Annotated in this window: 15 protein-coding genes and 1 pseudogene; 9 read left to right on the forward strand and 7 right to left on the reverse strand. The window is 51.0% G+C overall.

What is annotated here, in order from left to right; genetic code table 11:
* Positions 1-555: 555 nt before the first annotated feature.
* The gene (locus tag KIF87_RS01285; RefSeq protein ID WP_047647596.1) at positions 556-774 is read left to right on the forward strand and encodes a cold shock domain-containing protein; all 219 of its coding nucleotides are present in this window, start codon (positions 556-558) and stop codon (positions 772-774) included.
* Between the two features lie 187 nt (positions 775-961).
* On the opposite strand, the gene KIF87_RS01290 is transcribed toward KIF87_RS01285, so the two are convergent.
* A complete protein-coding gene (locus KIF87_RS01290; RefSeq protein ID WP_306432126.1) occupies positions 962-1132 on the reverse strand; it encodes a YnfU family zinc-binding protein in 171 nt (56 codons plus the stop codon).
* Positions 1133-1223: 91 nt separating this feature from the next.
* Here KIF87_RS01290 and KIF87_RS01295 point away from each other — a divergent pair, with 91 nt between their 5' ends.
* Positions 1224-1451 carry a hypothetical protein gene (locus KIF87_RS01295; protein WP_029741521.1) on the forward strand — a complete coding sequence of 76 codons (228 nt, stop codon included), beginning with the start codon at positions 1224-1226 and terminating at the stop codon, positions 1449-1451.
* Between the two features lie 275 nt (positions 1452-1726).
* Positions 1727-1834 carry a YnaM/YnfT family protein gene (locus KIF87_RS23535; RefSeq protein WP_353511636.1) on the forward strand — a complete coding sequence of 36 codons (108 nt, stop codon included), beginning with the start codon at positions 1727-1729 and terminating at the stop codon, positions 1832-1834.
* A gap of 18 nt (positions 1835-1852) precedes the next feature.
* On the opposite strand, the gene KIF87_RS01300 is transcribed toward KIF87_RS23535, so the two are convergent.
* Positions 1853-2173, reverse strand: coding sequence for a cupin domain-containing protein (locus KIF87_RS01300; RefSeq protein WP_213327665.1), 321 nt, complete (start codon positions 2171-2173; stop codon positions 1853-1855).
* Between the two features lie 140 nt (positions 2174-2313).
* Between KIF87_RS01300 and KIF87_RS23540 the strand changes: the two are divergent.
* A pseudogene (locus tag KIF87_RS23540) lies at positions 2314-2382 on the forward strand (hypothetical protein); the annotation flags it as partial.
* A 313-nt stretch (positions 2383-2695) separates the two neighbouring features.
* Positions 2696-3367 (forward strand): SOS response-associated peptidase, encoded by a 672-nt coding sequence (locus tag KIF87_RS01305; protein ID WP_213327666.1) that lies wholly within the window; start codon positions 2696-2698, stop codon positions 3365-3367.
* Positions 3368-3453: 86 nt separating this feature from the next.
* On the opposite strand, the gene KIF87_RS01310 is transcribed toward KIF87_RS01305, so the two are convergent.
* Positions 3454-4248, reverse strand: coding sequence for an AraC family transcriptional regulator (locus tag KIF87_RS01310; RefSeq protein ID WP_213327667.1), 795 nt, complete (start codon positions 4246-4248; stop codon positions 3454-3456).
* An 87-nt stretch (positions 4249-4335) separates the two neighbouring features.
* On the opposite strand from KIF87_RS01310, the gene KIF87_RS01315 reads away from it, so the two are divergent.
* Positions 4336-5526 carry an MFS transporter gene (locus KIF87_RS01315; RefSeq protein WP_213327668.1) on the forward strand — a complete coding sequence of 397 codons (1191 nt, stop codon included), beginning with the start codon at positions 4336-4338 and terminating at the stop codon, positions 5524-5526.
* 77 nt (positions 5527-5603) lie between these two features.
* Here the strand turns inward: KIF87_RS01315 and KIF87_RS01320 are convergent, their stop codons facing one another.
* Positions 5604-6536 (reverse strand): LysR family transcriptional regulator, encoded by a 933-nt coding sequence (locus tag KIF87_RS01320; protein WP_213327669.1) that lies wholly within the window; start codon positions 6534-6536, stop codon positions 5604-5606.
* 128 nt (positions 6537-6664) lie between these two features.
* Here KIF87_RS01320 and KIF87_RS01325 point away from each other — a divergent pair, with 128 nt between their 5' ends.
* The 3 genes from KIF87_RS01325 to KIF87_RS01335 are packed head-to-tail and all read left to right on the forward strand — an operon-like array spanning position 6665 to position 9462.
* Complete coding sequence (locus KIF87_RS01325) at positions 6665-8062, forward strand: amidohydrolase family protein (protein WP_213327670.1); 1398 nt, start codon at positions 6665-6667, stop codon at positions 8060-8062.
* Positions 8063-8076: 14 nt separating this feature from the next.
* The gene (locus KIF87_RS01330; RefSeq protein ID WP_213328011.1) at positions 8077-8544 is read left to right on the forward strand and encodes a DMT family transporter; all 468 of its coding nucleotides are present in this window, start codon (positions 8077-8079) and stop codon (positions 8542-8544) included.
* A 57-nt stretch (positions 8545-8601) separates the two neighbouring features.
* Positions 8602-9462 (forward strand): SMP-30/gluconolactonase/LRE family protein, encoded by an 861-nt coding sequence (locus KIF87_RS01335; RefSeq protein ID WP_213327671.1) that lies wholly within the window; start codon positions 8602-8604, stop codon positions 9460-9462.
* 78 nt (positions 9463-9540) lie between these two features.
* On the opposite strand, the gene KIF87_RS01340 is transcribed toward KIF87_RS01335, so the two are convergent.
* The 3 genes from KIF87_RS01340 to KIF87_RS01350 all read right to left on the reverse strand — a co-directional run bounded on the left by KIF87_RS01340 (position 9541) and on the right by KIF87_RS01350 (position 12645).
* Complete coding sequence (locus tag KIF87_RS01340; protein ID WP_213327672.1) at positions 9541-10809, reverse strand: Y-family DNA polymerase; 1269 nt, start codon at positions 10807-10809, stop codon at positions 9541-9543.
* Positions 10810-10811: 2 nt separating this feature from the next.
* Positions 10812-11231 carry a translesion error-prone DNA polymerase V autoproteolytic subunit gene (locus tag KIF87_RS01345; RefSeq protein WP_192545083.1) on the reverse strand — a complete coding sequence of 140 codons (420 nt, stop codon included), beginning with the start codon at positions 11229-11231 and terminating at the stop codon, positions 10812-10814.
* A 172-nt stretch (positions 11232-11403) separates the two neighbouring features.
* Entirely contained in the window at positions 11404-12645 is a 1242-nt protein-coding gene (locus KIF87_RS01350; protein WP_213327673.1) for a tail fiber domain-containing protein, read from the reverse strand.
* Positions 12646-12690: the final 45 nt, after the last annotated feature.

Raw genomic sequence — 12690 nt, forward strand, 5'->3', positions numbered from 1 at the left:
TCTCGCCAGCCATGATTGCACGCTGCTGTGATGGCGTCACAGACTGGGTTATTTCTGGCATAGCCTTGTATTCGGGTTGTTGAGGTGGACTGAGAACCAGATCAGAACTACAACCTGACAGCAGGAGAATGGCCAGTAGAGATGAATTAAGTTTGAACACGTAAAACCCTTCCAATGGGATAAAAATTTTAAGAAAAAGCGTGGTGCTGGACACACATAGCCTAATCAAAATATATTCACAAGGTCAATGCGCGCAGTTCTTTTTCCGGCCCCGGATTCGCAAAGAAGAACATAGAGCCGAGGACTTTTTATCGAGAATTGAAGCAGATTCAACGTGACTGGAAGCGCGCCAAGGCAGCCGCCCGGATGGCTAAAATAACGTTTGCTTATCAACTCAGTCCGTGCCTTAATGATTTAGTTAGTTCGATGCAATACCGAATACACTATTTTACCAGGCAGTCCTCATAACCAGGCGCTATCGCTGATATCCCCTCCTTTTGAGTCCATACGTTTTGTCACTTCTTATCATTTAAAGAGTCTTTAAAAGGAGTATTTATGTCTTCAAGAATTCAAGGTCTGGTTAAGTGGTTTAATGAAGATAAAGGCTTTGGTTTTATCTCCCCACTTGATGGCAGTAAGGATGTTTCTGTTCATTTCTCTGCCCTGCAGGGAGAAAGCTTTAATACACTATTTGAAGGCCAGAAGGTCGAATTTGCGATTCTAAGCGGCGATAAAGGCCCTGCTGCTGCCAATGTCATTCTTCTGGATAGATAATATTATCAATGGCCCGTGATTACCAAAAAGCTGTCTTAAGTAAACGGGCCCTGGATAATATGACTGTTATTCTAATCAACAGCCAGCATATTTTCTTAACGAGTGCGCTACCAATGTGATGAAGTACAGAACTGCTGCATGAGTGGTCTAAAACTCAAAGCTAACTCATTTTGTCAACTACTTTGGTTTAGAATCGTTGAGTAGATTTAAACAAAGCGTGGCAGTACGGGCAGACAAGTTGAGCGCCCTTTTGCACGCGATTAAAACTATGCTCTGAATCTTTAGAGCAATTTGGGCATGAACATTTGACTAAATGATTTCGATGGGATTGTGTATTTTTACGTCCAGACATAGGCATCTCCTGATTTTACGGACTGCCACAATACACGTTAAAGCTAAAAAATGCTTGCTTTAGTTTTCGTATGTTCTCAAAAAACACAGGGTGGTTTATGAAGAATGTCATCGTTTTTTTCAATGGGAAGCCTGGTAAAGTTGTCACGGTACAACAAGGCGTTACGTCCGTAAGGCAGGAGTATCCGGATGGAGAAGAAATATACCTTCAGATTATGTCTGCTGGTTTCCCATCTTTAACCGGAGATCGCAGCTTTGTCTACGTTGCCTCTGATAGAGAACTCACCTCTCAGAAGATACTTGATGCCGCAAAAAACCATTTGTGATATGCGTTTCCGGCTAAATCTCAGTAAAATCGCCAGTATTTTCAGAGAGCACCTTTAGGATTTATCTTTTGAATTAAAATAATAAAAAGGTCTTACTATTAAAGCCTGCTAAATGCAGGCGTTTTTTTAAAACCTATAATCACACCCCTCCTCGCTTTTATTTACATAACACAGACTAAAACCCGACACTTCTTTTCATTAAAATTTTGCTCTTTGCAGGAACTAATGCAAAAGAAATGAGTCGAATGAAGACCTTTACCAGAAAAGATTATTTTATGACATCTTATATTGTAGTAACCACTGTTGCCGTTGTGATGGGGTTGATAACGTTGAGTTTGATTAAAGTTTGGATCAGCACGTCGAACAATCCTGACAATCTGTGACCTCATCGCAAGCCGCGCTTAAAGTGAGCCCGCTTCCGCTTCTGGTAAATCAATGATAACCAGTGTGCCAAAACTGCCTGTTTCTACAGTATGGGGAGTGCCAGCTTTGGCTACATAAAGCTGTCCAGACGTTACAGAGATTTTTTTACCTTTCACGCTCAGCTCCAGACGTCCATCAATGACCAGTAGCCCCTCGTCATACTCATGAACCTCTTCAATCACTGAGCGTTCATCCATTCGTAAAACTTTGAGATTCGCAGTTCCAATGCGGCCTAATACTTGAGAGTGCCAGGTCTCCGGTAATGCAAGTGCTTCAGTTTTGAGGTCATAAAGCGACATAACGTCTTTCCTTTTGATAATCGTTTAATAGTCTTATGCCATATAAGTTCCCTGCCGTCATATAACAAATATGGAAAACCAGGACGAGTAAGATGCTATAGGTCTTGAAACCACAGCGCACGCTGACAGCGCGTAGCAACGCCAGATATAACCCCGCTGTAAAACGTGCTGGTATTCGCCGCCGGAATCCGTACCATACGCGGCATACAATTTTTGCCCCTGCTGGCTCCGAAGGTAGTACTAAATGCAAGAGAATCAAGAGATTAACAAAAAAGAACAATACAACCTGAATAAGCTACGCTGATTTTTCCAACCCATTGATATCATTCACTTTATCATTTAATTCAATTAGTTATAGCATAATAACTTCTCCCTGAAGCTACCCAGAACTACATTTTTTGTGCCCTTGTTTTGCCCCTATTTCGCATTTTTGCCCCTAAATTTGCCCCTAACTTTAGACAGTGCGCCCCCCTTCTTCTCCCTGCCCTATACTTTAAGTCTGACATCTGGTTCGAGGTTTCTATGTGTGGACGCTTTGCACAAGCTCAAACGCGTGAAGAATATCTGGCTTACCTGGCCGATGAAGCCGATCGCGACATCGCATACGACCCTGAACCTATTGGACGTTACAACGTGGCGCCAGGTACCAAAGTTCTGTTGCTGAGCGAACGTGACGAGCAGTTGCATCTCGATCCGGTCCTGTGGTCTTACGCGCCCGGGTGGTGGAATAAAGCACCATTGATAAACGCGCGTGTCGAGACAGCGGCCACCAGCAGGATGTTCAAACCTCTCTGGCAGCATGGCCGGGCAATCTGCTTTGCTGATGGATGGTTCGAGTGGAAGAAGGAAGGCGACAAGAAGCAGCCATATTTTATTCACCGGGCAGACGGTCAGCCGATATTTATGGCCGCGATCGGCAGTACGCCATTCGAACGCTGCGATGAAGCAGAAGGTTTCCTGATAGTGACGTCTGCAGCTGACAAAGGACTGGTCGACATTCACGACCGTAGGCCACTGGTTCTGTCGCCTGAAGCGGCCCGGGAGTGGATGCGCCTGGATATAGGCGGAAAAGAGGCTGAAGAGATAGCGGCCGACGGTGCTGTGCCAGCAGACAAGTTTATCTGGCATGCCGTGACGCGCGCCGTGGGTAATGTGAAGAACCAGGGGCCGGAGCTAATCGATGCAGTACAATGAAACGTAAAAGAGACCAGCCACGTCTGCTATGAGCGAAAAGCGGACCCTGGCGTTCTTTATAAAAACCCGGTTTGTGTTGTTTTGCATTAGTTTAGAGACGAAAAATATTGCGTCGGTGATTTACCCAGTGCTTTTCTGAACATCGTAATAAACGCGCTGACCGAATCATATCCCAGCATTCCGGCGACGCGCTGCACGGACTGACCTTCTGCCAGATGGCTCAGGGCTATCATCAAATGCAGTTGCTGACGCCAGCGACCAAAGCTCATTCCTGTTGCCTCTTTTATCCGTCTGGCCAGAGATCTCTCGCTGATGGCCAGATGAGCAGCCCACTGCTTTAACGTTCGCCGGTCATCAGGCTCATTAAAAAGTGCCTCAGCCATTTTCCGGATTTTAGGATGATCCGATACGGGAAGATGGAGCGCTTTAACCGGCACATCCGGAATATGTTCCAGTAGCACTGCTGCGAGCCTGGCGGTTTTACTGTCAGGAGAATAAACCTGTTCCTGCTCTGCAAGATACATAACAAGCTCGCGGACCAGAGGCGTAATCGCCAGGGTACAGCAGATTTCCGGCATCACCGCCGCGCCGGGTTCGATAAACAGAAAGCAGGTATCTGCATTCTTCGTAATCCGGCAACTATGAGGGATTTCACCCGGAACCCAGACTGCATGTCCCGGTGGAACAAGCCACAGCGCATCCTCAACCTCACAGCTCACTGCACCGCGCAAAGAGAGAATAAGTTGTCCCTTGCGATGAGTGTGCGGACTCTGCCCGGCATACTCGCCTGACGATGATACATGCAGGGCAATAGCAGCCTGACTGAAAGCATCGGCGTTAAACTCCTCCGGCGAGGTCACGATTTTTTTATTAACTGGCATGATTTAGCTATATATTGTCAGGTTATCTATATTCTGTAACTCATGCGTTCTTTAAAGTCTTTCTTTTTTCCAGAGAAAGCAAAATTTATGTCCCACACGACGAACAAATGGTCTTCAGGCATACTTGTGACCGGCATCCTTTTTATCGCCATTAACCTGCGTGTTCCTTTTACCGCTATCGCACCCGTTTTAGAGTCTATTCGCCATGATTTTGGGCTAAGTATCACAGCCGTTGGGTTGCTTAACTCGCTACCTTTACTGGCCTTTGCCGCCTTTTCTCCCCTGAGCGCATCCATCTCCCGCAAGTACGGCCTGGAACGCACCCTTTTTGGTGCCCTGACCGTGATTTCTGCAGGCATCCTGCTTCGCTCCACAGGCAGTGTCTGGGCGCTTTATGGCGGAACCATATTAATAGGTATCGGGATTGCCCTGGGCAATGTCCTTCTGCCAGGTCTTATCAAACGTGACTTTTCCGGCAACGTGGCTTCTGTGACGGGGGCGTATTCCATCACCATGGGTGCCGCGGGTGCCATTGGTTCAGCCATTGTCATTCCTCTGACGCAGAGCTGGGGATGGAACATCGCGTTAGCCATGCTGGTTATAGCACCGTTCCTTGCGCTGCTTTTATGGTTGCCGCAGTTAACGAACAAGCATCAGCTGTCAGCAGCGGGTGAGAAACAAGCGGCGTCCGTCGCGGTCTGGCGCTCGCCTCTGGCATGGCAGGTCACCCTGTTTATGGGCCTGAATGCGATGCCGTTTTATGTTGCGGTGGGCTGGCTTCCAGCCATTCTTACGGACAGTGGACTCTCCTCAGCTCAGGCTGGCGAGGTACACGGCATCCTTCAGCTGACCACCGCCATTCCCGGCCTGATTCTGGCGGCCACGCTGCGTCGTCTCAACGATCAGAAATTAGCTGCTGCTGGCGTCAGCCTGTTAACCGCAGTGTCCTTTATCGGCATCCTGTATCTGCCGGCTATGGCGATGCTGTGGGCCGCGCTTCTCGGCTTCGGCTCAGGTGCCAGCATGATGCTGGGGCTGACATTCATCGGGCTGCGTACTAAAAATGCGGGTGATGCTGCCGCCTTGTCAGGCATGGCGCAGAGTGTCGGTTATCTGATGGCGGCGACGGGTCCGCTGTTGCTGGGCAAAGTACAAGAGTTGTCCGGAGGCTGGACGGTGCCATTACTGATGACCACAGCAATCGCAGTCGCAGGCGCCTGCACCGGAATGGCTGCCGGACGAAACGCTCACTTGGAATCTGCACTGCAGCCGGGCTGAATTCACAGACACAGCAGGGGAACGTTCGGTTCCTCTGCTGAGGGGGTTATTAATTGTCGTACTGAAGAGCCGTCCTCTTACCGGAGCCGTCTTTTACCGGAAAGACCTTTCTCACCTGCGCCCTCGTTGAAAAGTCCGGAGATCCAGTCAGCAAAAGCACGCACGGCGGGAGAGAGAAAACGCTGATGCGGATAGAGCATCGTTACCGGCACGGAGGGGGGCTGCCAGTCTGCCAGAACCTCGATCAGTTTGCCTTGCTGCAGATTCTCCGAAATCACATTCTCAGCGAGCTGCGCCAGCCCAAAACCTTCAAGACACAGTCTGATGTAGAGTCCCGTTTCGTTAACGGCTGCATCCCCCTCAACCGGAACAGAGAAGGCCTCAGTGCCTCGTGTAAAACGCAGTTCACTATTGCGTCTTCCAGAACCGGAAAAGTAATGAATCGCCCGATGTTGTGACAACGCTTCAGGCGTCTCAGGGACACCGAACTTTCTGAGATAGTCCGGCGAGGCGCAGGTCACCCAGCGAAACCGGCCAAGCGGACGGGCAACCAGTGTGGAGTCCGTTAATTCACCGGTTCGTATGACGCAATCCACCCCTTCCTGCACAAGATCGACCTGCCGATCGCTCACACCAATCATCAGGTAAATATCCGGATATAGCCGGTAAAAGTCTTTCAGGTGGGGCATGACGATTAAATGGGCGATCCCACCAGGCATATCAACCCGCAGCCGCCCTTGAGGGCGTCTGAGGGAATCAGTCAGGCTGGATTCACTATGCTCAATCAGCGACAGGATCTCCCGGCACTGCGCCAGATACTGCAGACCTTCAGGAGTAAGGCTGACCCGTCTTGTCGTGCGGTTCAGCAGGCGCACCTGCAGGTATTTCTCCAGGTTTTTAATCGTGCTGGTAACGGTGGAAGAAGGCAGTGAAAGTGTTTCTGCCGCGCGAACAAAACTCCCTGCTTCAGCAACCCGCGTGAAAACCTGCATAGCCTGAATCCGATCCATCGTTCTGCTCCGGGTAAAAGTGAGTCCGATTATTCGAGAATTATGAATTATGAAAACACTTTACGCATCTTTTTCAGGCTAATGGTGTGGCGTATCGTTTCCCCATTGATCAGGAAAGAGGCGAGTTTATGGCCAGTTACATCAGAAATATTGTTAACAATCAAAATGTCACTTCACAGGCTACGTTGATTCGTGGCGCGACGATACTGAGCATGGACGAGAACATAGGTAACATTGAGCGTGGTGATATTCTCATCAACGGCTCAACGATTACCGCTGTGGGCCAGAACCTTGATGTGCCGGGGGCACAAGTCATTAATGCCACCAATATGATTGCCATGCCGGGAATGGTCGATTCTCATCGTCATGCATGGGAAGGACAGCTGCGCCGCATTAACCCAAACGCCACCTGCCTGGACGACTACAGCAACGCCACACACTTCTCGTTCGCTAAATATTACCGTCCTGCCGATATCTATGTCGGCAACCTGCTGACGGCGCTGGGCGCTATTGATGCGGGCATCACCACGATGATTGATAACTCGCACAACAGCCGAACTGCAGCGCATGCCGATGCCGCCGTCGAGGCCCTGCTTGATACCGGTATTCGCGCCATTCATGCTTCCGGTGCACCGGTAGCCGGCGAATGGGATAAAGCGCACTGGCCCGGAAACTGGCAGCGTCTGCAGGAGAAGTATTTCACCGACAACCCTGAAAGCCTGGTCACTCTCGCCGTCATGGCCCAGTTGGAGCCAGAGTTGTGGGCCGAGGCCCGCAGGCTGGGGCTGTCGATTGTCACGGAGTTCTTTGGCGCTGAGATGGGGGCTGAACTTGAGTCGCTGCATCAGCAGGGGCTTCTGAGGCCGGACAATATTTTCAATCACTGCACGGCGCTGCCTGACCGGGGATGGGAAATTCTGCGGGAAGCAGGTGTGCGGGTAAACGTCTGCCCACGCTCAGATTCGCACTATGGCATCGAAAGCGGGATGTTCGCCATTGAAGCCGCGCAGCGTCATGGCATCAAGCCTGGCCTGAGTGTGGACAATGAAACGTCGTACAGCACCGACATGTTTATGGAGATGCGCGTCGCCTTTTACCTGCAGCGGGTAATGGGCATGCATCAGCAGCAGTGCTGCGATGCTGAACAAATGCTGAAAACGCTTCCGGCGGCGCAACTCCTTAAAGCCGCGACTCTTGATGGTGCGGCCTGTGCAGGGCTGCAGGACAAAGTGGGCAGCCTGACGCCAGGCAAGCAGGCTGACCTGGTGCTGATTAACGCCAGTGATCTCAACCTGTACCCGTCCGGAAATGCCTTTGGCACGGTTGTACATGCCGCCGAGCGCAGCAATATCGATACCGTCATGATCGGCGGGCGCATCGTTAAACAGAACGGTAAGGTGCTGGGCGTAGACAGCGCGCGACTGCGTGCAGCGGTTGATGAGTCGCGTGAGCACCTGTTTGCCGCCTCTGGCTACCAGCCTGACATTTTTGCTGACGCCTTCCTGCCGCTGGAGCAGGCAGACTGACCGGGATGAAAAGCATGATTTATTACGTAATCGCGTTTGCCGCAGGTCTGGGGATCACCCTGCAGACAACCCTGAACAGCCAGCTGGCAAGGGGACTGGAAGGTGATCCGGTCACTGCGGCGTTGTTTTCCTTCACGACGGGCGCGTTCAGTCTGGGGATTTACGCACTGCTCAGGGGCGGGCTAATGACATCGCTGACGGCGATCCCGTCACAACCCCTCTGGAGTCTTGTGGGCGGCCTGATAGGCGCATGTGCCCTGTTCAGCTATGTCGTGCTGGCGCCGAAAATCGGATTTTCAGCTCTGCTCGGGCTGGCAATTGTCGGACAGTTACTTTCCTCGCAGATGATTGACCATTTTGGCTTGCTGGGCGCTGTGCAGCGCCCGGTTTCGTTAGTCAGACTGGGGGGAATGGTTGTCATGCTACTCGGACTTGCTGTCATGCTTTTCGGTGATCAGCTCTCCGCACGTTTTCTGCAGTAACTGCTTTATCCACTTTTGGCATCGTGCAGTACGATCTTTTATATCCGGAGGATTAACATGTTTTCAATTGCAGCTGATGTCAGGAATACGCTTGGAGAATGCCCGCTGTGGTGTGAAAGAACCCGCAGGCTCTACTGGACTGACATTGAAGCCAGTGAACTTCTCGCCATAGAAGAAGGTATTGATGCTGTGATGCGCTGGTCGCTGCCTGAACGTCTTGGCTCCTTTGCCCTGACTGAACAGGATCACATTCTGCTGATGGGATTCGCGACAAGTCTGGCTTTCTATGATCTTAACAGCGGATTAATTATCCCAGTGGCTGCTTCACCGGGAGACACCGGCACCCGTATAGGTGATGGACGGTGCGACCGTGCCGGTAATTTTGTCTTCGGGACGATGGATGACGATTATCCCGTTAAAGTCATCGGTAAGTTTCATCGACTCAATGCGGCAACGCTGACTGTTGAGACGTTTGCACTGCCCGATGTCGCTATACCGAACAGCATCTGTTTCAGCCCCGATGGTGGCACGCTCTATTACTGTGACTCGATGCAGGGTAAGATTATGTGCTGCGATTACCCCTCGCTGCAAAACCAGCGCGTGTTCACCAAAATCGAAGGCGGCGGCGCGCCTGATGGTTCCTGCATTGATGCCCAGGGCTATCTGTGGAACGCAGAATGGGGCGGCAGTCGGGTTGTCCGATACAGTCCGGGGGGAGAAATACACAGCATTCTTTCTGCGCCAGCCCTCCAGACAACCTGCCCGGTGCTTGGTGGTTCGTCACTCCACACCCTTTCTTGTACCAGTGCCCGTGTAGGACTCGCAGAGCCAACCGCTTATGACGGTGCGCTTTTCAGCATTCGGTCACCTTTTTTTGCCGGATTACCAGAAAGCCGATTTGCAGCGCACAAAATATAACCTCTGGCATTTGATCAGATTCAGGCTGAGAGAAAGCGTCCGCTTCTGGCACGGCGCGGACCAAGACATCAGGAAAATTTATCGGACTCTAAGCAGATCTGAATATCTCGTCGTATATCGTGGCGAAAGCATTTCACGCTTCATCTGCCACTGCTGCTGAATGCCCTGTCCGGCAAAGTAGAGTGTTCCTTTTCCGTCTTTTGCGTTCAGGTGATCGAGCACTTCCATCAACCTTTCGCTACCAGCGCGCGGCGCGTTCTCTTCGAAAAGGTTCAGCTGCGCCACCCCTTGGCTGAAAAAATCTCCCAGCATGATTCCTGCCTTTTGATAGCGGTGCCCGTCCTTCCAGATTTTGTCCAGGCACTTTACCGCGGCGTTGATAATGTCGCGGGAATCCTGAGTGGGTGTAAGAAGCTTCATAGATGCACTGTTACCGTAATACGGCTCGTTAAGCGCAAAGGGAGAGGTTTTCACGAACGCAGAGATAAAGCGGCAGTACTGATGCTCACCACGCAGTTTTTCAGCACCACGGGCGGCATAGCTGCAGATAGCCTGGCGCATCTGCTCATACTCAGTCACGCGTTCGCCGAATGACCGACTGCAGACGATTTCCTGCTTAGCCGGTGCAAACTCCTCCAGATCCAGACAAGGCTCACCGCGCAACTCCCGGACCGTTCGCTCGAGTACCACGTTAAAGTGTTTACGGATAATCCACGTACTCTGCTCTGAGAGGTCCAGAGCCGTTTTGATGCCCATGGCGTTCAGCTTCTTACTGATGCGTCTGCCGACGCCCCATACGTCCTCCACCGGAACCAGAGCAAGCAGTCGGCGCTGGCGATCGAGATTGGATAGGTCCACTACCCCGCCCGTTTGCCGCTGCCATTTTTTGGCGGCGTGATTTGCCAGCTTTGCGAGTGTTTTTGTTTGAGCAATACCTACCCCTACTGTCAGGTGCGTACGCTTCTGAACCGTAGCGCGGATCTCTTTGCCGAACTCCGTCAGGTCCCGGCAGTTGCGAACACCTGTCAGGTCGCAAAAAGCTTCGTCGATACTGTTAATTTCGACGCGAGGGCTCATTTCTTCCAGCGTTGTCATAACCCGGTTCGACATATCAGCATACAGCTCATAGTTACTACTGAAGCAAACGACGCCAGCTCGTCGGAACAGTTCTCTCTGCTTAAAGAACGGCTCCCCCATGGTAATTCCAGCCGCCTTGGCCTCTGCCGATCTCGCAATTACACAGCCATCATTATTCGAGAGAACGACAACCGGGCGTCCCCTCAAATCAGGCCGAAACACCGTCTCGCATGATGCGTAGAACGAATTCACATCACAGAGGGCAAACATATTCAGCTCGCAGATTTAACGATGAAAGTAACAACGCCAAACACGTCTAGTGTGTCTTCACTGCCAACAACAATTGGACTGTAAGCGCTGTTCATAGGATTGAGTTGTACGGTCGGGCGCAGTTGCAGACGTTTAACAGTGAACTCCCCTTCCACAGCGGCGATAACAATGTCACCGTGCTCAGCAGTGCGCGAGCTGTCGACCACCAGCAGATCACCGTCGCTGATCCCGGCTTCGATCATTGAGTCACCGGCCGCCTTAACGAAATATGTTGAGCTAGGGTGGGAAACTAGTAACTCATTGAGATCGATACGCTGTTCAACGTAATCAGCCGCGGGACTTGGGAAACCACACTGAACTAAGTCACTGAAAAGCGGAAGAGTGATAATTTCTCGCAGTTCTGTTGGCCTGATGAATTCCATTACGTACACCTCAAATACTGTTTTTATATACAGTAGTTTTATTTGTAAGTGTCCGCAAGATACAGGCCCTACCGTGACTGCTTAAAGCTTCGCCGTTTCGTTTCTAAGTTTCTCTCTCGTTTCGAATTATGACTTTTGTAAATTATTCGCTTCAAACTCCAATTGAGTAGTCTTAATCCAAAGCCCCTACATCCAGTTCTTTGATTAGCCTTTTGATGCAACTAACTTCATCCATTAGCGCAAGGATGGCTTCATGGTGAAGGGCGGCGGCTACACCGAAGGTATCGACTGATTTTACATCCTCTATTTCTGAGCCATCTCGTAAGGTTGTTTTTCCATATGATTTAACTGCTTCAGGAAAAACCTTCTCGACTTCCTGAGCTATGAAGCCATACCCATGCGCAGGAGTGTCGAGGCGGTCCCATTCAACGCCTCGAAACTGCTGCATTTTCATAAGTGGATCAGCGATTACCGATACATTTTCTTTGATACGCTCATCAGATGCCGTTACCCAATTGCCTGTGGCAGCGCCATTGGAATGGAAAACCCAAGTGACCATCCCTTCCTGATTCGACCCTTTCAGGTTTAGTGTGACATTATCAAAATTAGCCCCGCCACCACGGGCTCCCCCGAAAGACCATTCTCCTGTATACCAAGTGCCTTTGATGAGGTTGACGTAATTACCTGTATTTGGGTTATAGCCACTGGCCACGACCAGGCTGATGCCATTATTCATCAATCCGCCGCCACCATTATCCCCAGAATTGATGGCAAATCCGGGGTTACCGTTAATCCCTGGCTGGACTGTAATTGGGCTCGTAATTTTCCCACCCGCTTTCTGATCGACAGTATTTAAGCGCGAATCATCGCCGGCGGCGACCGTTCCCGCCGCTGCGCCGACGTTCTTGGTGGCGCTGTCTCCTAAACCGAGGTTTGTGAGAGCGCCTGATGCGGTTGTCGATCCGGTACCGCCTTGGTTAACAGGTACGGCCCCGCCGCTCTTAGTTGCCATATTGTCAGACAGATATTTCCATGAAGAGCCGGTGAATGTCGTACCATCTGGCAGCTTCACTGTGATATTTCCGGCGGCGCTGTAAACCTGCTGCCAGTTCTGTTTATCGTAATTCAATCCACGCAGCGCTTCAGCACTTTGCGCCACCAGCGCGGCAGTGACCATGTTAAGCGCCACGCGAGGGACCGCTGACCAGGCCGCGCCGGATTGAGTTGGCCCGGTAAAGTTGCTGACCAGTGTCAACTGGGTATTGCTCTCGACTGATTTCACCGGCAGTGTAAAAGGAACGCCGCCCACAGTAGAGACAATGAAGTCACCAGCGGTGAGTTCTGTTGCGAATGAGGTTCCGGAACCGCCAACAATGGCGGACCCGTTTGTCAGGGTGATGGTACCTGCCGACATAAAGGACTCCTGAATTCAGATAATAAAAAACCCGCCGGAGCGGGT

The sequence above is a fragment of the Enterobacter sp. 120016 genome (assembly GCF_018383635.1).
GTDB classification, from domain to species: domain Bacteria; phylum Pseudomonadota; class Gammaproteobacteria; order Enterobacterales; family Enterobacteriaceae; genus Enterobacter; species Enterobacter asburiae_D.

Bases quoted from the DNA above. Each gene is read 5' to 3' on its own strand.
- KIF87_RS01325 (WP_213327670.1), top strand. From the start codon at position 6,665: ATGGCCAGTTACATCAGAAATATTGTTAACAATCAAAATGTCACTTCA.
- KIF87_RS01310 (WP_213327667.1), bottom strand. From the start codon at position 4,248: ATGCCAGTTAATAAAAAAATCGTGACCTCGCCGGAGGAGTTTAACGCC.
- KIF87_RS01290 (WP_306432126.1), bottom strand. From the start codon at position 1,132: ATGCCTATGTCTGGACGTAAAAATACACAATCCCATCGAAATCATTTA.
- KIF87_RS01300 (WP_213327665.1), bottom strand. From the start codon at position 2,173: ATGTCGCTTTATGACCTCAAAACTGAAGCACTTGCATTACCGGAGACC.
- KIF87_RS01345 (WP_192545083.1), bottom strand. From the start codon at position 11,231: ATGGAATTCATCAGGCCAACAGAACTGCGAGAAATTATCACTCTTCCG.
- KIF87_RS01320 (WP_213327669.1), bottom strand. From the start codon at position 6,536: ATGGATCGGATTCAGGCTATGCAGGTTTTCACGCGGGTTGCTGAAGCA.
- KIF87_RS01295 (WP_029741521.1), top strand. From the start codon at position 1,224: ATGAAGAATGTCATCGTTTTTTTCAATGGGAAGCCTGGTAAAGTTGTC.
- KIF87_RS01305 (WP_213327666.1), top strand. From the start codon at position 2,696: ATGTGTGGACGCTTTGCACAAGCTCAAACGCGTGAAGAATATCTGGCT.
- KIF87_RS23535 (WP_353511636.1), top strand. From the start codon at position 1,727: ATGACATCTTATATTGTAGTAACCACTGTTGCCGTTGTGATGGGGTTG.
- KIF87_RS01350 (WP_213327673.1), bottom strand. From the start codon at position 12,645: ATGTCGGCAGGTACCATCACCCTGACAAACGGGTCCGCCATTGTTGGC.
- KIF87_RS01315 (WP_213327668.1), top strand. From the start codon at position 4,336: ATGTCCCACACGACGAACAAATGGTCTTCAGGCATACTTGTGACCGGC.
- KIF87_RS01285 (WP_047647596.1), top strand. From the start codon at position 556: ATGTCTTCAAGAATTCAAGGTCTGGTTAAGTGGTTTAATGAAGATAAA.
- KIF87_RS01330 (WP_213328011.1), top strand. From the start codon at position 8,077: ATGATTTATTACGTAATCGCGTTTGCCGCAGGTCTGGGGATCACCCTG.
- KIF87_RS01340 (WP_213327672.1), bottom strand. From the start codon at position 10,809: ATGTTTGCCCTCTGTGATGTGAATTCGTTCTACGCATCATGCGAGACG.
- KIF87_RS01335 (WP_213327671.1), top strand. From the start codon at position 8,602: ATGTTTTCAATTGCAGCTGATGTCAGGAATACGCTTGGAGAATGCCCG.